The organism is Terriglobus aquaticus (assembly GCF_025685415.1).
Taxonomy (GTDB): Bacteria; Acidobacteriota; Terriglobia; order Terriglobales; family Acidobacteriaceae; genus Terriglobus; species Terriglobus aquaticus.
The window spans coordinates 1,854,492-1,873,051 of the sequence record NZ_JAGSYB010000001.1 but is presented as its reverse complement, the minus strand read 5'-3'; the positions used below and the strand labels follow the sequence as shown (position 1 = coordinate 1,873,051).

16 protein-coding genes and 1 tRNA gene are annotated in these 18,560 nt (G+C 58.9%); 5 read left to right on the top strand and 12 right to left on the bottom strand.

Annotated elements, in window-relative coordinates; genetic code table 11:
* Positions 1 to 62: 62 nt before the first annotated feature.
* On the bottom strand, positions 63 to 713 hold the full coding sequence (locus OHL12_RS07740; RefSeq protein WP_263413250.1) for an RNA polymerase sigma factor: 651 nt from the start codon (positions 711 to 713) through the stop codon (positions 63 to 65).
* Positions 714 to 1,039: 326 nt separating this feature from the next.
* On the opposite strand from OHL12_RS07740, the gene OHL12_RS07735 reads away from it, so the two are divergent.
* Positions 1,040 to 1,114: transfer RNA gene (locus OHL12_RS07735), tRNA-Val, on the top strand.
* A gap of 20 nt (positions 1,115 to 1,134) precedes the next feature.
* On the opposite strand, the gene OHL12_RS07730 is transcribed toward OHL12_RS07735, so the two are convergent.
* The 11 genes from OHL12_RS07730 to OHL12_RS07685 form a co-directional block, all read right to left on the bottom strand.
* Entirely contained in the window at positions 1,135 to 2,256 is a 1,122-nt protein-coding gene (locus OHL12_RS07730) for a tyrosine-type recombinase/integrase (RefSeq protein WP_263413249.1), read from the bottom strand.
* A gap of 25 nt (positions 2,257 to 2,281) precedes the next feature.
* Positions 2,282 to 2,539 carry a helix-turn-helix domain-containing protein gene (locus tag OHL12_RS07725; protein WP_263413248.1) on the bottom strand — a complete coding sequence of 86 codons (258 nt, stop codon included), beginning with the start codon at positions 2,537 to 2,539 and terminating at the stop codon, positions 2,282 to 2,284.
* 334 nt (positions 2,540 to 2,873) lie between these two features.
* Positions 2,874 to 4,655: a bifunctional DNA primase/polymerase gene (locus tag OHL12_RS07720; protein WP_263413247.1), complete on the bottom strand. Its 1,782-nt coding sequence runs from the start codon at positions 4,653 to 4,655 to the stop codon at positions 2,874 to 2,876.
* Positions 4,648 to 5,001 carry a hypothetical protein gene (locus OHL12_RS07715; RefSeq protein WP_263413246.1) on the bottom strand — a complete coding sequence of 118 codons (354 nt, stop codon included), beginning with the start codon at positions 4,999 to 5,001 and terminating at the stop codon, positions 4,648 to 4,650. The genes OHL12_RS07720 and OHL12_RS07715 overlap by 8 nt, the downstream gene beginning before the upstream one ends.
* Positions 5,002 to 5,269: 268 nt before the next feature.
* Positions 5,270 to 6,079 carry an alpha-galactosidase gene (locus OHL12_RS07710; RefSeq protein WP_263413245.1) on the bottom strand — a complete coding sequence of 270 codons (810 nt, stop codon included), beginning with the start codon at positions 6,077 to 6,079 and terminating at the stop codon, positions 5,270 to 5,272.
* Positions 6,076 to 6,435: an alpha-amylase family protein gene (locus OHL12_RS07705; RefSeq protein ID WP_263413244.1), complete on the bottom strand. Its 360-nt coding sequence runs from the start codon at positions 6,433 to 6,435 to the stop codon at positions 6,076 to 6,078. Before OHL12_RS07705 ends, OHL12_RS07710 begins: the two co-directional genes overlap by 4 nt.
* Positions 6,436 to 6,559: 124 nt before the next feature.
* Positions 6,560 to 8,545 (bottom strand): LamG domain-containing protein, encoded by a 1,986-nt coding sequence (locus OHL12_RS07700; protein ID WP_263413243.1) that lies wholly within the window; start codon positions 8,543 to 8,545, stop codon positions 6,560 to 6,562.
* Between the two features lie 110 nt (positions 8,546 to 8,655).
* Positions 8,656 to 11,097: a coiled-coil domain-containing protein gene (locus OHL12_RS07695; RefSeq protein ID WP_263413242.1), complete on the bottom strand. Its 2,442-nt coding sequence runs from the start codon at positions 11,095 to 11,097 to the stop codon at positions 8,656 to 8,658.
* A complete protein-coding gene (locus tag OHL12_RS07690) occupies positions 11,098 to 11,457 on the bottom strand; it encodes a hypothetical protein (protein ID WP_263413241.1) in 360 nt (119 codons plus the stop codon).
* Positions 11,450 to 11,650: a helix-turn-helix domain-containing protein gene (locus OHL12_RS17400; protein ID WP_399261089.1), complete on the bottom strand. Its 201-nt coding sequence runs from the start codon at positions 11,648 to 11,650 to the stop codon at positions 11,450 to 11,452. Before OHL12_RS17400 ends, OHL12_RS07690 begins: the two co-directional genes overlap by 8 nt.
* A gap of 1,888 nt (positions 11,651 to 13,538) precedes the next feature.
* Entirely contained in the window at positions 13,539 to 14,162 is a 624-nt protein-coding gene (locus OHL12_RS07685) for a hypothetical protein (protein WP_263413240.1), read from the bottom strand.
* Between the two features lie 137 nt (positions 14,163 to 14,299).
* Between OHL12_RS07685 and OHL12_RS07680 the strand changes: the two genes are divergently transcribed.
* From OHL12_RS07680 to OHL12_RS07665, 4 genes are read left to right on the top strand one after another with little or no spacing between them, the layout of a single operon-like run.
* Entirely contained in the window at positions 14,300 to 14,860 is a 561-nt protein-coding gene (locus OHL12_RS07680; RefSeq protein WP_263413239.1) for a hypothetical protein, read from the top strand.
* Complete coding sequence (locus tag OHL12_RS07675; protein ID WP_263413238.1) at positions 14,857 to 16,854, top strand: AAA family ATPase; 1,998 nt, start codon at positions 14,857 to 14,859, stop codon at positions 16,852 to 16,854. Before OHL12_RS07680 ends, OHL12_RS07675 begins: the two co-directional genes overlap by 4 nt.
* The gene (locus tag OHL12_RS07670) at positions 16,847 to 17,509 is read left to right on the top strand and encodes a hypothetical protein (RefSeq protein ID WP_263413237.1); all 663 of its coding nucleotides are present in this window, start codon (positions 16,847 to 16,849) and stop codon (positions 17,507 to 17,509) included. Before OHL12_RS07675 ends, OHL12_RS07670 begins: the two co-directional genes overlap by 8 nt.
* Positions 17,496 to 18,557 (top strand): hypothetical protein, encoded by a 1,062-nt coding sequence (locus OHL12_RS07665; protein WP_263413236.1) that lies wholly within the window; start codon positions 17,496 to 17,498, stop codon positions 18,555 to 18,557. The genes OHL12_RS07670 and OHL12_RS07665 overlap by 14 nt, the downstream gene beginning before the upstream one ends.
* Positions 18,558 to 18,560 lie beyond the last annotated feature (3 nt).

Below are 18,560 nucleotides of genomic sequence, written 5' to 3'. Positions count from 1 at the left end.
TTGTGTCCTTCTCTCAATGTATCGAAACATGTCAGGATCCCAGGTGCTGATCCTCTGTTTGTCTAGACGAACTCTTTCAGCTTTTCGCGCAGAGTTTGGTATGCGCGAAACAGCAGAGACTTTGTCGCGGACTCACTCAGCTTCAGCACGGCGCCGATCTGCTTGTAGTCCATTTCCTGGTACTTGTGCATGAGTACCGCCATGCGCTGGCGCTCTGGCAGGTTCATCACGTGCTGCTTAATGGCCCGCATCCGCTCGGCGCGAAGCAGGTCCGCCTCAACTGTGGGAGTCGAATCCGCCACGTCCGGCGTGCTGCCGGTCTCTTCGTCGGGCGCGTCCAGTTGCAGCTTAGCGGCCAGACGCTCGTTCTTGGTGTCGCGGGCATAGTTCACCGCCAGATTGGTGGCGATGCGATACAGCCATGTGGAGAACTTGGCTTCAGCGCGGTAGCTTTCCCGCGCACGATAGACCCGCAGAAAAACTTCCTGGGCCATCTCCTCCGCCACGGCCTGGTTGCGCACCATGCGGAACATGAAGTGCACCATGGCGCGCCGGTACTTGTTCATCAGGATTTCGAAGCAGTCCAGGTCGCCTGCTTTGAGTCGAAGCATCAGTTCGGCATCGCCACCGTCAGACACGCGGTCCGATTGAACCGCGGGTGTGGAGGGGGCTGCGTGCATCATCAGTTCCGGATTGATTGCCAGCGTCGCCACGTCGTTCTCAGCCTCTTGGGTGTGGACACCGTTTTCGCCCAAAGGTTGCGATGAGGATGGGCCTGGCTGCACCCCGGGCGGTGCAGGGGACGGTTCTGCCGCACGATGTGGAGTCGGTTCCGCCATAGCTGCTCTGCCGTTGGATGGTAACGCGCAGAAAAGGTGCACTGGGCGAGTCCGGTGGACAGGTACCCGGAGCAGCAATGGCGCCGGACGGTGAGGCGGAACGCGGGCAGATGGCTGGCCGGTCAGTCCGGTGAATGCTATACTTCGAGATGTCGAGGGAGCAGGTCTGCTCCCGATCTGGCTCTTTCCTGAGCGCAGAAGGGCGCATAACTCAGCGGTAGAGTGCCACCTTCACACGGTGGAAGTCGTAGGTTCGAATCCTGCTGTGCCCACCATCAAATCAACAACTTAGCAGTTATGCTGCAACGGCCGACGGTGCACGACGGTGCAATCCCGTTTCGCCCATTAGCAGATGCATCGTTCTTGCGTTCGCCTCTCGCTTGTCGGCCGACACTGCCCGCGTGTATAGATCGAGGGTCGTCCGGCTGTTCGCGTGACGAAGTAGCTCCTGTGCGACCTTCACATCCACGCCGAGCGACCGTAGGTTCGTCGCCAGCGAGTGCCGGAACGTGTGCCAACCGATGCGCTTCGTCAGCCCCGCCGCCTTCGCAGCGGGACGGATGAACTTCTTCAGCACCATATCCGGGAACAAGGGCTGAGTGCCGTTCAAGCGAACGGAAGGGAACAGGAAGTCACCTTGATCCCGGTACATCGACCCACGCCTCCACTCCAGAAGAGCAGTAGCGACGGAATCGTGCAGCGGGACAGGCTTACGGCTTGCCGGTGTCTTGGTCGCGCCGAAGTGGTTGCGAACGACGCCCTTGGTCACGTGTACCTGCATTGTGACGAAGCACACGTCGGACCAGCGAAGCGCGAACATCTCCGACCGACGGAGTCCTGTCGAGCCAGCGAGCATCACCATAGCCCGTTCCCTTGCTTCCAGGAGCGGCAAGAGGGCCCGGAACTCATCAGGTGAAAGCACGTCGGGGTCGGCGAGTCGGGCCGATGAAGCACGGACTTTCTGGATAGGGTTCTTGTCAGTCCATTCATACCGGATGGCATGGCTGAACAGGGCAGAGAAGACGTTGCGGATCTTGGACCGGGTTCCCGGCGCCAAGGGCATGGAGTGAAGCCACTCCTCGACCAACACAGTTCGCACCTCCGTTAGCCGCTTGCCGCCCCACTTCGGAGCGATGTGCAGGCGAAGGATGCCCCGAACATTCTCGAGCGTTGCGTGCGACTTCCGTTCTGGTACGAGTTCGATCTTCGAGTAGTGGGCTATGGCGTCGTTCACCGTTTCCGGTGTGCGAACGCCTGAGTTGATGTTGACTCGCAGGGTGAGAACGGCTTTCTCGGCGTCGCGGCGATGCGGCAGATCCCGCACCGTGCCTATTTTGAGATTGCGGTATGAGCGCCGGCCTTCGCTGTCTTCTCGATAGCGGAAGAACCACGTATCCGGCGCTGTTTTGTTCTTCACCCGCACAAGGCTTCCTTGCTGGTATTTAGTGCTGCTGGTCATATTCCTCTCTGACCGGAGCACCGATGGCTTGCGGCAGTGTACGCCGAGACAGCATCCATTGCTCTAGGTCGGCCCGCAGAAAGCGCCAGAGGCGGCGCTTGCCTTCGCCGAGCGGGTAGGCGGGGACATACCCTTCGCGCGCCCAACGGGTGAGTGTGCGGGCGTTTACGCCGCCGAGGAAGGCTGCGGCGTGTTGCGCGTCGAGGAAGCTGGGCGCGGTGATTGCGGTAAGCGAACTCATTGCAGTTCTCCTATGGAAAACAGAAAAGTTAAGGCGAAGAAATACCGAAGATGGGAAGTATTTTTAAGTATGTACGAGGGGCTGCGGCGGAGGGCTTTTCATGGTCGCCCGTCGACTTTCTGACCGCCCCCGGTCGTATGCGGCCAACCTGACCGCTTACGGTAAGGCGGCCGGCCTCGACCAGCCGAACCGCGCAAAGCAGGTCGGTGTGGATGTTTTTGCCGCCCGGCGTACCCCAAAGGTGGTACACCGAGCAGCAATTTAGCAGCAGCTCTCTATAGAGAGAGAATGTTGCTGCTGTAATGAACCCACAGTGACTAGGAGCGAAGCTCTCCTAGGTCACGTGTGTAGTGGTCGGGATTTGCTGGTGCAGCACATTGCTGCTGCTCTCCGTGATCTTCAGGGCGCGAACACCTCGAAGCATCCCTCTGCAAGCCGACTCGGAGTAAGCCACTCCCTGTTCTGCCAACGCTCGTTGCATTGCCTGTGCCGTCACGTCCGGGTTGGCTCGGGCAAACGCCAGCGCCTTCGCTTTACCTGCCTTCTCTTTGGCGCCAACCTGCACACGAGCGTTGGCGCTGCCCTCGACGTACTGGAGGAAGAAGTCGTCCTGATTACCAGAGGGCGCCAGCTTGAAGCTGTCCGCCTGGAAGTCGCGCTGCTTCACGCAAGACATAAGCGACTGAGCGTTGTAAGCATCCTCATAGTCCGAGAGGGTCGTGCCCCAACAGCACGTGAGGAATCCGCCGAAGTCGCCCGAGCCGCGGCCGCTCTCCAAGGTGACGTTCTCCGCTCCCTTGGCTGTATGGTGCAGCAGAACAACCGCCTTGACGCCGTGTCGAACCAACCCGTGGCACTGTTCGCCGAACGCCTTCATGTACTCGCTGCTGTTCTCGTCTCCCTTGAAGAACCGGATTGCAGTGTCGATGAATACAACGGCGCCTTTCATCGCCGCGAGCAGCCGAGGGTCGTTGAGCGCCACCGGATCGCTGTTCATGGATGTGAAGAACAACGACTCGCCCACATACGGCAGCAGCCCCATGTTGCGGATGCGTCGACCGAGCGACTTCTTCCCCGATTCAGGGCAGAGGTAGACGACGCGCTCGGGCTTGTTCTTGACCTCGAACTTGCCGAACAATCGCTCGCCCGTCAGCAGCGCGTGAATGATGTTGAGGGTCACAATCGACTTGCGCGCACGTGCCGGCCCGATGATGCCCGTGACCGATTCGTCTTGCAAAAAGTCACGTATCAGGAACACCGGGTCGGGCGTGTTCTCGGTGTCTTCGCGCGTATGGAATAACACACTCCAATCGCCCGTAAACGGCTCGTCCTGCGGTCCGTGCGCGTCTGACGACTTGCCGCCTATCGTGACCGCGACGGGTTCGTCTGCGGGCTTATAACGCGCGACGTTCGCCGCAATCCGCTTCACTTCCTCCTCATCGAGCGGGTCCGGGCAGCGGTCTAGGTTGGTCTGCAATAGCGCCGCTTCCAATGCTGCCGCGGTCAATCCCGCGTTCCGAAGCCGGCCGGCAATGCTCGTCAGCCTGGAGTTGCGGTCGTGCGTGATCGGTTCCCCGTCGTCCTGAACGCTCGCCGCCGCCCGGCTTTTACGGGCAAGCTCCAGCACGGCTTCGGGCATGGGCGCGACCGGCACATCGCCGTAGATGGCCTGATAAACCTCTCTGGTGTCCGGGTGAACACTCCCGGCAGCGAGAACCAAGCCGCCTGCGCTCTTGATGTCACCCGAGACGCCGTCAAGCTCGAACTTGCCGTCCTTGACGCTGCCGCGGAAGTACATCTGCACGCCGAAATCGGGCCGACGTCCAGAGCGCACAGCGTAAGTCTCCGGGATGCGATTGCGAACCCGCCACGCCTCAAACTCTTCCATGCTGGCGAGGCCGTGGTCAGCGTCAAGGACGCAAAGACCGCTCGGGCCGGTTGAGACTCCGACGTTGAAGTTCGGGTTCCGGCGCCACCACTCGCTCACCTTTTCAGGGTCGAGTGTGGCGTCGTCTTTGCCGTGATTGGTCGCCGGGATCTTGCTGGCCGGCCGAAGCGGATGGACGAACCATCCACGCTTGATATGGGAATGCGCTTGTTGCTCCAGGTTATTCATGCGCTGCACGCTCCCACATACGTTGAGCACCATCGATCCACGCGAGCACGGACTCATCTCCCCCGCCTGCGCCGTGGATCATGACCCAGAAGGTGTTAGCTGGCCCGTCTCCGAAGAGCGCTGGATTGGGACTGTCATAAGCCGTCTCGCCGAACGTTTCTCGGTGTTTTCTAGCGAGTGCCTCGGCCGTCTTGTCGACAACACGCACGAGAATCATGTGGGAGCCGCTGCACTCGCTGTGTCCGCACGGAAACGTCACGGCGAAGTCGAAGCCGCGACGACTGGAAAGCCTCCAGTCCCATCCTGCGAGTGTGAAGAAGCGTGCCCATTGCAATTTGAGCCACATAGTTGTTCCTTTCTGCCCCGGTTAGAAGGTGGGCGGCCTTTGCAACAGAAGCTAGAGAGATAGCAGGGAGTAACGAACGCCACTGAAGTTGCAGGCAAGGTGGGCGTGGGTTCCGTTCCCACCGACTCCATGAAAAGGAATCAGCAGCAACGCGCGAGTGCGAGCGCCGGGCAAAATCTCTGTGCTAGTTCTGTGCTAATTTGTCTACCCGGAAGGTTGTAGCCGTGGAGCGTAGCCCGGCGCCGCATAAGCAGACACCGGGCGATTGCTACTGCGTAAGGGTGAGCACGGCCGAACCCCATGCGGGCAGACTCACCGTGTAGCCGGTTGAGGAACTGCCGACGTTGGCGTGTGCCCAAACGTCGCGCATGTTCCACGTCCCGGATAGTCCAGCCTGCGTCCACGTCACCGAAACCGCGTGCCCGGCGTTGGGGTCGGGGTTGAACAACGCGACTGCGTACCCGGTCGTGGTCTTGCGAAGCCACACCGAGCAAGTCGTCGAGCCGCAAGGAACGTCCGCAGCGGTGATGCGCCGGCCCGTAAGACCGAGCGCGTCCTGGTCTATGGCGATGACTTCAGAGTTCGTGAGGGTCGCCACCGTCGCCGGGGTGAGCGTGGTCAAGTCTGCCCCGATGACGAGCGGCGCTGCCACCATCGCGTAAAAGTTGAACTGCGCTCGACATTCGTTGTCGCCGACGAGAGCGGTTGGGCTATTCAGGCCCGGCCCACCTTCGTAAAGCTGACACATGAGGTTGTCGGGATCGGGATAGCGCCCACGGCCAAGGTACGGCGAGAACTGCGTCCAATCGTAGGCAAACGCCTTCCAGTACCACCATCCGTTTTGATTGCCGGTCCCGTTATTGTCGTAGCCGATGCGGAGTTCGCTGGCGCCCGTCTGAGCAAACCAAAGCATCGACTTGATGCCGCCGTTGTACGGGTCTTCCGGGTAGTAGTCGTTCGCCAGCACGGCGACCGAGGGCTTGAGCTTCTGCAACGACGATACGAACAGATTCGTCTCGGCGTGCAACGAAGCGTCGGTTGGGAACGCGCTCCGGGTGTCGCATTGGTCGAACTTCATGTAATCGACGCCCCAACCCGCGAGGGCCGCTGCATCAGCGAGTTCATGGCCGTTCGACTCGGCGTAGCCTCCGATGCATCCGGTCGAGGCGTGATGTACAAACCGAAACGCTGGCCGTTGGCGTGGACATAGCTTCCAAGCGAAGACATGCCGCTCGGGAACTGTGACGGGATGCCTTGGATATTGCCGCTGCTGTCGCGGTTGGCCCATCCACCATCCACGCTCATGAGGTTGTACCCGTATGGCTGCAACGCCTTCATCGCGTCGGACTGCTGCTTTATGTAGGTTTCCGTCGCCTGCCAAGGCCCGTTCGGGTAGTAGGCTTCGGCCTTCGCAAGCCATGAGTTCCAACCCATACTGGGCGCGGTCTCAGCCGAGGGCGAGGCGGCTATCTTCGCCGCCCCGCTGATCGAAGATGAACCGCTCACCGTTGACTGTGCATCGCAGCCGACGCACCAGAACGCTAAGAGAAGAAGCGCGCTAAATCTTGGCATACGGGTTCCCGTTCATGGTGCTGATTTCGGAGGTTGTGAACTGGCGACCGATGACGATGAACAGCGGCCCGATATTGCCGCTGAAAACCGAGTTGCCTGCGGCCGTTGTGGTGTCGCCGCGGAGCTTGCCGACCGTGAGAGCGCCGGTGCTTGCCGGCGAAGTGGTCAAGTTGTTCTTCGCAACCGAGGTCGTCTGCGCTGTCCCGTTGACGTAGAACGTGACCGTGCCCGAGCCGTTGTAGTTCGCGCAAGCGAAGACAAGCGTGTTCGCTGAGTAGGAACCGCCCGTGGTCGAGACCGAGTCGTTGCCGTTGTAGCCGCCCGTTCCGGCGACCTCGTAGAAGAACGCGCCGTTCTGGAGACCGAACTCCCAGCCCGAGACACCGCTGCTGCTGCCGGTGCTCGACTCGGTCCCGATAACGCGCGAGTACAGCCCCGTCGACGCGGCCGAGAAGAACCCGCAAACGCCCATCGCCTGTCCAGGCGCAAGACTGAAGGAACTGCCCGCGGCCGTCGCTACGGTCTGCGTTGAAGTGTTGGTCGAGCCGTTGAATGCCAGAGCGCCCCCGCTCAAGCCGGCCTGAGACACCCACGAACCGTTTGCGATGGACATGACCGGGCCGGTTCCCTGATTCGTCGAGCTGGTTCCCGTGCCCTCGTTGAAGAACCACTCTCCAGGGATGGTTCCTGCGACGGCACCCGAGCCGCCCGAAGCCGCAACCCACGAACCGACATAAACACCATTCGCCAAGGTGAACGCGAGAACATTGTGCGTCGAGTCGGGCGGCGGCGTGCCGGGCATCGACCACGTATAGGGAGTGGTTACCGCGACGGCCTGTTGCTGCTGCACCGTGTTCGCTCCGGGCGTCAAAGGCGCGGTTCCGGTATATGTCAGATTGACAGCACCGTTCTTCGTCGAGTCGGTGCTCACCCCGGCGTTTGCCAGAGCTGCTGCGGCAGCACCGGCAGCGTCGAAGGAACCGGCCGGCACCGATACGGTGATCCCGCCGGAGCCGTTGTCGGACAGCGAGACGTTCGTACCGGGGATAAGGTTCAACACCGACTGCGAAATGTTTGCGGTCCCGTTCACCTTGAGAGCAATCGACGTGCCCGAGCCGCCCGTGCCGGCCGCGCCCTGCGGGATGGTGAAGTCGAGTTTGATGTTCGTCGGGGTGCTCGACGGGTCGACAGTGACGGACGCCTGCGAACCGGCCGCTCCGGTCGTGACTGTCCCGATGCTGAAGCTCGGTGTCGAACCGGGATTGCCCTGGACGCCCTGGAGACCCTGCGGCAGAGTGAAGTTCAACGTGTATACGTTGTTTGCCCCGGCGACCACCTGGACGGCCGCGGCGCCCGTCGACACCGTTCCAATCTGAAACGTCGGCGTGACACCAGAGCCGCTGCCCATCGGAACCTGTCGCATCTGCCCGAAGTAGCACTCATAAAGACCCGTGATGGTCGAGCCGTTGCCGAGGACGATGCGGCTTCCAGTGGAGCACCAAAGGCTCGACGGGAGCGACGTCGCGTTCGTGGTGCCCGTGAGCGCCCCGGCGAACTGTGTCGCCTTGTACGTGTCGAGCGCGAACGTCGACCCCACAACGGTGCTCGGCGGCAGCGTGTACGAGAACGACGCCCGCGTCAGTGTGTTGGTGATGGTGACGGCGTACCACAACGGCGTGTTCGGGGTCGTCGCCGTCGAGAGCGATTGATCGGGCACGGTGAACCCCGGAGCGATGGCGCCGTTCGTGATGGCCGCCGAGAACGGCTGAGGGCCATTGAACGAACCGTCGCCGCCCGTGAACGCGATTGCGTGCCCGTAGGCATCCTGCGGAACGATGGTGACGGTTCCGGCCGTGATCGGCGAGCCGCCTATCTTGAGGTTGCTCGCCGTAACCGTTGTGGATTGGGCGAAGGCGCCGACTCCGAAGCATAGAGCCGCAAGCACGCCGAGTGCGTGTGAAATGCGTTGCATGTTTTCCTCGTGGTTGATTTGCGTGACGTTTCGAGGCGTACAGCCGCGGTCGCGTCATGCGTTGTTTGGTGAGTGTGGCCGTGGACGGTGGATGGTGGGCGGTCGCGGGTTTAGCGGTTCATTCTCCGCACCGCGGTCTCGAAGTGCTTCTGCAAGACGTCTGTGTGCTTGTTGAGCGTGGTCTCGATGCCGTCGCCGTCCAACGCTTGCAGGTGGTAAGTCGGCCGCACATGGACGTGGTACGTGTGCCCGCCGCCTTGGTCGAAACCGCCGTTGCGGGCGACGTTCCGCAAGCCTTCCATCACGCCTTTGGGGACGACGCCTTCTCCGGGCGTCAGCATGGCCGGCACGGTGTCGCCGTTGCCTTGGCCCGGCACTGAGTCCGTACCGGAGGCGAACGCCATCATGCTGCTGAATGCAGCCGCACCCGCAAGCGGTGCCGCAATGAGGTTTACAGGTGCCGGGAACGCCTTCATTGTCGAGAGAAACGCGCTTCGGGCAGCAGCGGCCGACTCCGAAATCTTCGTCCTTCCGTTTGCATCTAGCGACGCTATGGCCAAGTGGATTAGAGAGCTTGCGGCTTGCTGCGTTGTTGATTCCAGAATTTGCGCGAACGTGAGATGTTTGGTTGCGAGACCAGTGAGTGTGTTGGCGATGGTGTTCGCCGCTGACTGCTCGGCCGCGATGATCCTTTGGTTCCGCTGTATCTCCGCTTGGTTCCTGACTTGGTCGACTTCGTTCTCGTGCTGTTGCTGGAGCTGCTTTTGCCGGTCGAGGATCTGCTTTAGCTTGACCTCGTAGTCCTTGCCTGACTTGTCCAGTGCCGAGAGTTCCTGCGAGAGCGCCGTCTGCTTCAGCGCGTACATCTCGTTTGCCGTCTGAAGCTGTTGGTTTATCTGTTGAGCCTCAGTCTGCCGGCGCGAGCTGTTGAGGACCGCTTGCCGCTCCAGCTCCGCGTCGAGGGCGAGTTCCGACATCTTCTGTTGGTTCTCGGCGGCTTCCTTGCCGAGTTCCGCTTGCACCTTGGCCGTCTGCTCGGCAATCTGCCGCCCGACCTCGACCCGCTCCGAACCGAGCGACCGATAGAAGTCCGTTTCTTGCAGGGCGTGTTGCCGGGCCGTCTGCATCGCTTGATCGATGGCTGCGAGTCGGGCCGTAGAGCCTTGGCTCGTAGCCGCAATCTTGGCACGCTCGGCAGCCTCCAGGTCGGCTATGTCCTTGCGGTTCTGTTCGACGCTGGCCCGGCTCGTCAGCTCCGCGACTTGCGCGGTGTGCTGTGCGACGAGGACTTCGGCTTCCTCGTGGACGTGTGCGAGTTGGTTGGTGTAGTCCTTGCCCGACTTGTCCAGCGCCGCGGCTTGCTCCGCGTTCGCCTTGAGCTTGATGTCGAGTTCCCGCTGTGCGAACCCGAGGTCGGACGCGAGCCGCTGTTGCACGGTCGCGTTGCTGAGGTCGAGTTGCGCGTTTGCGAGGGCACGGTCGCCCGCGAGCTGCTGTTCCGCGATGGCTTGACGAGTCGCCGCGGCTTGTTTGGCCGCCTCGGACGCACGGGCCGACGCTTCGTTGCCTGTTTCGCGGGTTGCGTTCGATCCTTCCTGGCCCTTGAGTGCCGATATCTTCTGCTGGATTGTCGTTTGCGTTTGCAGAGTGTCGATGAGCTGTTGCTGCGCTTCGAGGTCTTCTTTGTCGAACCCGATGCCGTACTGCTTGAGCTTATTGAGCGCCGCTTGGTGCTCCATGAACTTCGAGTCGTCGGTCTGCTTGCCCCAACCGCTGCTGGTACTCGCGGCTTGCTGCTGAAGTGCAAGCACAGAACGCGCTTGCTGCAACGTGCCCGAGAGCAACCCCGAGGCTTCTTCGCTTTTGCCCTGCGACAACAGATTGCGGTAGTGGACGCTGAAGTCGTCGAGCGCGTGCTTGGCCCCTTCCGGGCCTTTGCCGATGGTGTACCAATGTCCTTGCAGGTGCGAGAACACCTCGTCGGCGATTTTCTCGACGCCCTCGAATTGATGCATCAGCTCGGCCATGCTCTGCGAGTCGATGAGCTTTAGTTCCGCCCGGAGCGCGCCGAGATGGTCGTTCTTCAGTTCGTCGGCCCGTTTCTCGGCCTGGAGCATCTTGTCGTCAAGCGAACGGTATGCGTTGTTAGCCGCTGTTCCGAACTCCGTTTGCACGCTGGTGAGCTTTTCGTGCTCTTCCCGCACTTTCTTGAAGTGCTCGACCAGCTCGACGGCGACGCCGCCGAGGGCGATGAACGCGCCGGCTGTTGCGGCAAACGGCAACGCCATCATGACGAGTTTGGTGTTCTGAAACTCGCGGATCATGTCAGCCATCGCCGCGGCGTGATTGCCGCGGATGCTGTTGTCGAACAGCCCGAGAGCGGCACGGACATTGACGGAGCTTTGCGCTACGCCGTCGCCCATGTCCTTGGCGCCGCCCGCGATGTCCTTGAAGCTGCCGCGTGCTTTCTGTGCGGCGTCGTTGAGGCCGGTTGTAAACGCGGCCGTTTTCGTCTGAAGGTCTACAGACAAGACCCATACTGGAGCCGCCATCTATTGCACCCTTTCTGCGCTGCTCTGAGATACGGCAAGGCCGAGTCGCTGGAAAGCCGCGTCGAGGCGCCCAGCCAAGTGCGCCAAGCAGGACGATGCCAGCATCCGCACGACCGGCTCGGGCACGGGTTCGGCGAGCCGGCTCAAGGCTTGGCCGTCGCGGATCGCAACAGCGCCGAGGAACACGCGCCCGCGGCCCTCAAGCTCCGCGCGTGCTTCGGGCAGCGACGGCCCATCTGAGACGTCCCGGATGTCGTACCCGGTTGAGTCCTCGGTGCGAGAGATGCACAGCACGAACGGCGCACCCTCAGCGAAGCGGTCAATCTCTGCGAGTCGTTGCTCGTGGGAGAGGTTAGGCATGGCGATCCTTCCTGCGTCTTGCGGGTGCGAGCCGGGGTTCGATGAAGCTGAGAAGTTCGGAGCGGTTGATGCGAGTCAGCGAGCCGGAACGGTACCGTTGCAGCCTGTTCTCCGTAAGCCAACGGGTCACAGTCCGAGCGGACACACCTGCAAGGTGCGCCGCGTCTCTGACGTCGACAAAGACATCGGGCATAGGTCTCCTGAGTGCAGACGCGAACGGACGAAAACGGCCATCTTTGCGCGCACGAATGGGAAGTTTGCTATTCGGTTGTTTGGTGGGTTCGAGTCGCGCTTTGTTTTGCTGGAACGGCGAATGTCCGTCGCGGCCGAAGATCGGCTCGGGTTCCTAGTGGCGCGGTCTGTATGGTGCTGCGGTGCTTAGGTTCTGCGGAATCCGAGCGCACGACCCGGTTGGTCGTTTGGCGTCTCCGCTTGTGGCAGGTTGTGTGGCCGCTGTGTCGACCTGTTCTTAGGCTACAAGCAGACTTGAGAACTGCAATGCATCTCTGAGGTGAGGAGGTGATCCCACGTCCAGGTGAATGCCGCAGTGAACGACCCTAGCGAGAGAGCGCCTCTTCGTTTGAAGATCGTCGTGAAATCGCTATTTACCCCCTCACTTATGGGACAAAGGCACCTAAGCTGCTGTCGTTGCAAGGTTTATCTCTGGTTCATGTCAGATACCCCGCAAGGACGGCCTGATGCGCCCGTCTGTTGAATGCCAGAGCAAGAAAAGTGTTATTTGCTCCCTCACTTATGTGACAAATAAGGTTAACTCTTTGAGCCTACGGGCTTACCTATGAACTCTCGGAGCGCGCCGAGTCTCTGCTGCCGCCTCGCGGCCCGGAGGTTCGTCCGAAGCCGATTCTTGGGCTAAGAAACCCGCGCGAAGTTCCGAAGGTGAACCCCTCGCTAGCGCCTGTTTGTCTAATACCAAAGCATTAAGCCCTATTTGCTCCCTCACTTATGGGACAAAGGCAATCAAGTCTCTCATTCAGGGCAGGTTATCTATATCTTCTCGGAACCGCCAGTTTCTCTACCAGGAAGAGACTTGAGCCTCGGCAACGTCATAGACTCAGACCGCAATTTGTACGGATGATTTGTACTCAGAAGTTGTACATAACAAAGGCGTTGACGCCGGTAGACTGCCTGTGTCATTGTGTCGCTATTGCATGTGCGGCCCCGAAGTGTTCGAGACTTCGGGAGCCGCTTACCAAACGAACGCTCTAGACGTCGCTTGGCCCTTCGAGTGTATAGGGCTGGCGCAAACCCTCCCAACTTGGAAGGAGACTCATGCTTCTCGTCATGCGCGAAACCGCGCCGGGAACGTTCTCGGCCCTGAAGAACGGTAGCGTCATCGCCACTTCACGCGTAAAGGTGCTCAGGTGTCAATCACCCCTGCAACTGACCGGCCACTATCAACCGCAGAGCAGAGCGCCATCATCGCGTTTGCCGCTCCCTATACATGGCGAGACCGCCTCCGCGACTTATCTGCGAATCTCGTCTGGACTGTTCTAGAACTCCTCGGCCTACAAGACGGCACGATAGACGGTCTCTTCGACCGCTTCGCGTAATTGGTGGATGCTTGCCAAGAGCGCGACCGAAAGACCCAGACCAAAAGCAGGTGCTTACGGTCGCCGACTTGGTCGACCTACTAGGCTTGTCCACTTCAACAGTGATCGCTCTTTTCGAGAACGAGCCGGGCGTTCTCATTTACCGGCGCCCCGAGGCGCTGCATAAGCGCCAGTACCGATCCATAAGAGTTCCGCGGGCCGTGTATGAACGGGTGAGAGAACGCATGCAGGTAAAGGCGCGGTGAATCTTGAGGATAAGGCGGTGCTCACTATCGAGGAAGCCGCTGCCCTGCTCGGCTTCTCCAGGCAAACGGCGACCCGGCTCTTTGAGAACGAGCCGGGCGTCCTCATCCTGAAGCGGCCCGAGACCCTGCACAAGCGGCAATATCGCTGCATCCGCATACCGCGAGCAGTGTTCGAGCTAGTAAGGGAAGAGAATGGTGAAGTGAATCGCACAGTTCGGTGCTCACTCGCACGCGCCTTGGGAACGGCGCGACCGCTCGGCATCAGCTACTTGGCCCCATACAGCCATCTTGCTTTCCCATCGCTGTTGAGAACCAACCTAAACTTCTGCTCTACATACCGGTGAAAGGGCCATCTATTCGGAAACCAGCGCGGGAAAATTGCCGGCCGGTATAGGCCGAAAACCCTCACGTTGGCAAACGTGGTCCGATGAAGCCGTCCAAGACCGTTCGGGCATACAACGTCCACGGAACCTTCGTAATCAAGTTCCTCTGCATTGATGCGTGTGTCGGAAACGCCGACGTCTTTGAATGAGACTCCGGCGTCCGTCGCAAACTCATCCAAGGCGCAAAACACCTGAACATCTCGCATCCGAACGAAGCTGTTGTTCGTGATCTTGAATGGAGTCGTCAGGGCATCGGGGCCCAATGGATCGCTCGGACTTATACCCGGCCCCGTGACACAGACACCGTAAAGCCCATACAGCGTTACAAATGCACCAAGAAAGACGAACACTCTGCTTATCTTGCTTGCGAACCCGGATTTGGGCGGCGGCGCTGGACGCCATTGATGCCTGATTACTCTTGACATGTTTTTTTCTGAGAACGTCATTTTATGACGATTCCTGTGGACAACGTCCAGGTCGTCGCCGCATGCCTCCAGAAAAGGCATGGGCGAGCTTGCGGCCGCTTTCGCATACGGGTGCGAGTGACGTATCCCAAAGCTCATCGAAGCGTTCCTGCGACATCAGTTTGAGCATCGCCCCCATGTGGAAACTCTTCGCTTTCTATTCGCCTATACTACCGCACATGGGCGGCCCGAGAGCATGCGCGATTCGGCGGATCGAGACCGGCAAGGTCTGCTGCAAGTGCCGCAACATGCTGCCTCCCAGGACAGACGGCGGCACGGGCGCCCGGCTCTGCCTTCGCTGCATGGAGGAACAACTCAGGGTCGTTATCATGACGTTCGCGTTCGACCTTGCGACCGACACGGACCACGTCGGCCTCCTGGAGCGGGACGGAATGACGCCGCTGCCCTGGACGAGTCGTTACAAGACGCAGGAACCGCTTTACAAGATCATCAACGCCAGCCGTCAACCTATGCACGGCATGGTGCGGCTTCGGCTCTCAGCCAGAAGCAGCCGTATCGCGACTGGTGGTTGCTTGCCGAATCGCTGCCTTTCGTTTGCGTCAGCATCGCTACGTGAGCGCCATACCGTTCCGATACGTGAGCAGGTACGCGATCAGGGCGAATTTGTGTGCGGCAGGTCTGGGAAGAGACAGCTGGAGGCCTACAACGTTCTGCGACGGACCTCCTTTACTAACAGCCTTCCTGAAAGGGGCGTAAACCTCTATATTTTCTATTTGTGATCAACTTTCCGGTTCTCAGCTCGCTTGATGTTGATGATTTCGGACTTTTCCCAGGCACACCCGATGCTCCGGGACTACACGTCGCTTTCGATCACGGCCTGACACTCTTCTTAGGAGCCAACGGGCTTGGGAAGTCGACATTGATGCAGATGTTGTATCGCCTGATGACAGGCCCCTTCGACATCCCCGGTTTGGACGGATCCGAAAGCCTCGGCAACATCAACACGCGTCACACTCCGCTTTCACCAGCGAAACGAGCTTTGTTTGCGAATCGCGATGCCAAAGGAGCACGAAGCGCCTCGGCCACATTGAAGCTCTCAGTAGGTGTTCATAAGGTCGTCATTCAACGAAGACTATCTGATTTGTCTTTGCTGGACTTCCAGATTGACGATACCCGGCAGCCTGTTACTGAGCAACACTATGAGGCACGATTCCTTAACCTCCTCGGCCTTGGTTCCTTAGGTGATCTCATCCTCCTGCTACGGCACATCGTCTTCTATTTCGAAGAACGCCGTTCGTTGATTTGGGATCCATCGGCCCAGCGACAACTTCTGAGACTACTCTTTCTACCGCCCGGTGTTGCGGGATCTTGGCTGTCGCAAGAGAGGACGATTCTCGAGCTTGACAGCCGCATGAGGAATCTAAGAGCCGCTGTGAGTAAAGAAGAAGAAGTAGCAAGTCGGGCAGCAGCGACTGTCGAGACTGCGACAAGTACACGTACCGAGCTCGTCACCCTCGAAATGCTCCAGCTTCAAGAAGAGGAACGTCGCGATGCTTTGGAGGCGCGTATGGCGGAGCTAGACACTTTTCGCCAAGGCCTCCGTCTTGAACTGTTGAAAGTGGAACAGCAAGCGGACAGCCATCAGCGAGAATATGAGAGAGCAAAGTTAGCCGTCATACGCGCTAGTTTTCCCAAATCGAGTGACACTACGGCTTTTCTATTAGCGCGACTGCTCTCCGACAGACATTGTCTGGTTTGTGGTCACGCTGCTCCTGAAGAAGCGGTGACCACTTACACCACTCGTGCTGCCGAGCACGATTGCCTAATTTGCGGTACAGCTTTGCAACCCGACAGCTTCCCGGGTGTTGAATTTGCTGGTCGTTCTTTGGAGCTCATTACTTCTGAGTTGAGTGCCCTCCAGCAGCAACAGTCGGCGGCACGAGACAATGTCGCTCAGGCTGAAGAGGATTACTTAGCTGCGGCAAAAGAACTCGTTCATCTGGCTACAAGCTATGAGCAGCGTGCTCTTAGGATCAGCCAACTAATCAAGCAACTCCCGCCAGACGAGCACGATCGACGTGAGCAGCTAGACGGTCTCTCCGCGCTTAAGCGCCGTGTTGCCGAAATGAAGGACGAACTGACTCAGCGACAAGAGGAATTCAGTTCGTTTGTGCAAGGCGAAAATCGTAAGATCAATCATTTTTCAGAGAGTATCAAGGCGAGCTTCGGCGAGTATGCCTCAGGCTTTTTGATCGAAGAATGTGAATTGACTTGGGCGCCGTACTCAGCGCGCGTTGGTCAGACAGGCGAGGCCGTCAGCTTCCCAGCCTTTGGGCTCGAGATGACGGGTGCTGACTTCGTCGGTGCTACAAGACGAAGTAGTCCGGATCAAGTATCCGAAAGTCAACGCGAATTCATTGATCTTGCTTTTCGCATGGCTCTCATGGAGGTGTCGAGCGCACATCAAGGAGCCTCTTCCTTGCTGATCGATGCTCCAGAATCCTCACTTGACGCTGTCTTCTCCAACAGAGCTGCTATGGTTCTCGCTCGCTTCGCGACGCGAAAATCAGCTAATCGCTTAGTTATCACGTCCAACCTAGTGGAAGGCGCGCTGGTACCCGACCTAATTCGCCTGAGTAAAGCAGACCGGGAGCCTTCTAACCACGTGGTCGACCTGCTAAGGATCGCTACTCCCACTGCGGCTGTTCGCTCACACATGGCTGAATACCACCAAGTTTACGAACGGATTTTAGAGGCGGCTCTGGATGAGTAGCCCAGCTCAGGATCCGTTGCAACAGGCGATTCAGAGGCGCATTCGCATACTCGTTCTTGTTGATGCCGCGGAACAAGCGTTAATTGCTCCTCTACCAGCGGCATCGCTACACATGATGGCTTATCTCTCAAACGTACTCGCTCCTGTTTGGGAGATTCCAGTGCTTGAGGGCAAGCTTCTGAAAAAGGAGGATGGCCCCTTTTATCCTGCTCTTCAGGCAGACGCCGACGACCTGATTGGGCAGGGTCTACTCACGTTCAGTGATCTCGATTATCGTCTTGATTCCGATCATCAGTGGCGTTTGCGGGGTCTGTACAGCTTGAATCACCAGCTCGCAGACCCCGTGCTTGAGGTCGTTAGAAGCTTTCCAGAGGAGCTACAGATTTGCGAGTTCTGCCAAGAGCTTGCACTTAGTCTTTCGTCTGTTAGTAATGCTGAGATTCCACTTCTGGGCGAGGAAGATGCGACATACGGCGACGCCGTCACCGATACCGGAAACGTGGTCGATTTTGCCGAATGGAGGCAAACCAACTACGCAGCGAATGCAGCGCATAAGCTGGGTTCTCTTCTGAGAAGAGACGGCCAGACCTCACCCGGTGAAATGATCCAGTCCTACATATCTCACATGACCAGGAGGCTATATGCCGCTGGTTAAAGATGAAACATCTCTGGGCGCTTGGACTGAGAGTGAGCTTGTAGACTCAGCCGCAACGTTCCAGCCGATCGGAATGGATTCCGATATGCCGCCAGAGATACGATTCAAAGGAGGCGTGGCAAAACTGGTGCAACTGAGACATCTACGCGGCTTCTCCGAGGAGGGCCTTTCTGTTTTTCTATTGGCCCGCTCAGGTGAAGTATCTCTGGAGAACTTCTCCCGCGTTCCGATGCTTCGGAACGGGCAGAATCAGCTCGGTGGTCGCGTCTGGATAGTAAACCCAACAGTGAATTCGGGTTGGTCTCGTGAACATCAGACGAACGACGATGATGAGCTATTTCGATTCGTTTCGGAGGGCTTGGCGCTGGGCACTCTGCCGGCGTTGATCTTCGATCCTAGATGTCGCGAGCTTCGCTTTTATCCGCACGGTCTTAACGCCATAGACCACGTGGAACTCGCTCCTCTCACTAGCAATGTCAATGTAGACGAGGTGTTTCGTCACATAGACGCTTTGTACCAGAAAGAATTGATCACGCCCGAGGCACAGAGCGCTGTGGGGAAGCTGTGGGAAGATGCTACTCGCTGGCGCCCTGTAAAGCTGGCTGAACAGACTGTTCAGTTTTACATTAAGGTGGGTCTGAACAGGGCCTTTCCGCTATGCAATGTTCGACAAGAGCGCACTCAGGTAACCGGTCGGGTCGATCTACTGATAGAGGAATACACAGGAGTTGGGCCTTCAAGCCTCATTAACCACATGGTCATCGAGTTGAAGGTCCTAAGATCCTTTAGTGCTGGCGGGAAGGCTATCCCTCCTAAAGATATGGTGGATTGGGTTACAAAGGGTGTAGAGCAAGCCTCGGCATACAGGAATGAGGCACACGCTTTGACGTCGGCTTTATGCTGCTTCGACATGCGGAAGAGCGATACAGGTGCAGCATGTTTCAAGCACATTCTAAGCAAGGCTGCGGCGCTGGGAGTCAACCTACGTCGGTGGTATCTCTATAGTTCTTCTGCCGAGTTGCGAAGGGCTCTAGGCGCCTCTGCCTGAGAT

Excerpts from the sequence above, each read along its gene's own strand:
- OHL12_RS07710 (WP_263413245.1), bottom strand. The coding sequence starts at position 6,079 with ATGAAGTTCGACCAATGCGACACCCGGAGCGCGTTCCCAACCGACGCT.
- OHL12_RS07680 (WP_263413239.1), top strand. The coding sequence starts at position 14,300 with ATGGGCGGCCCGAGAGCATGCGCGATTCGGCGGATCGAGACCGGCAAG.
- OHL12_RS07715 (WP_263413246.1), bottom strand. The coding sequence starts at position 5,001 with ATGTGGCTCAAATTGCAATGGGCACGCTTCTTCACACTCGCAGGATGG.
- OHL12_RS07685 (WP_263413240.1), bottom strand. The coding sequence starts at position 14,162 with ATGCCTTTTCTGGAGGCATGCGGCGACGACCTGGACGTTGTCCACAGG.
- OHL12_RS07700 (WP_263413243.1), bottom strand. The coding sequence starts at position 8,545 with ATGCAACGCATTTCACACGCACTCGGCGTGCTTGCGGCTCTATGCTTC.
- OHL12_RS07670 (WP_263413237.1), top strand. The coding sequence starts at position 16,847 with ATGAGTAGCCCAGCTCAGGATCCGTTGCAACAGGCGATTCAGAGGCGC.
- OHL12_RS07705 (WP_263413244.1), bottom strand. The coding sequence starts at position 6,435 with ATGGGTTGGAACTCATGGCTTGCGAAGGCCGAAGCCTACTACCCGAAC.
- OHL12_RS07690 (WP_263413241.1), bottom strand. The coding sequence starts at position 11,457 with ATGCCTAACCTCTCCCACGAGCAACGACTCGCAGAGATTGACCGCTTC.
- OHL12_RS07720 (WP_263413247.1), bottom strand. The coding sequence starts at position 4,655 with ATGAATAACCTGGAGCAACAAGCGCATTCCCATATCAAGCGTGGATGG.
- OHL12_RS07725 (WP_263413248.1), bottom strand. The coding sequence starts at position 2,539 with ATGAGTTCGCTTACCGCAATCACCGCGCCCAGCTTCCTCGACGCGCAA.
- OHL12_RS07665 (WP_263413236.1), top strand. The coding sequence starts at position 17,496 with ATGCCGCTGGTTAAAGATGAAACATCTCTGGGCGCTTGGACTGAGAGT.
- OHL12_RS07695 (WP_263413242.1), bottom strand. The coding sequence starts at position 11,097 with ATGGCGGCTCCAGTATGGGTCTTGTCTGTAGACCTTCAGACGAAAACG.
- OHL12_RS17400 (WP_399261089.1), bottom strand. The coding sequence starts at position 11,650 with ATGCCCGATGTCTTTGTCGACGTCAGAGACGCGGCGCACCTTGCAGGT.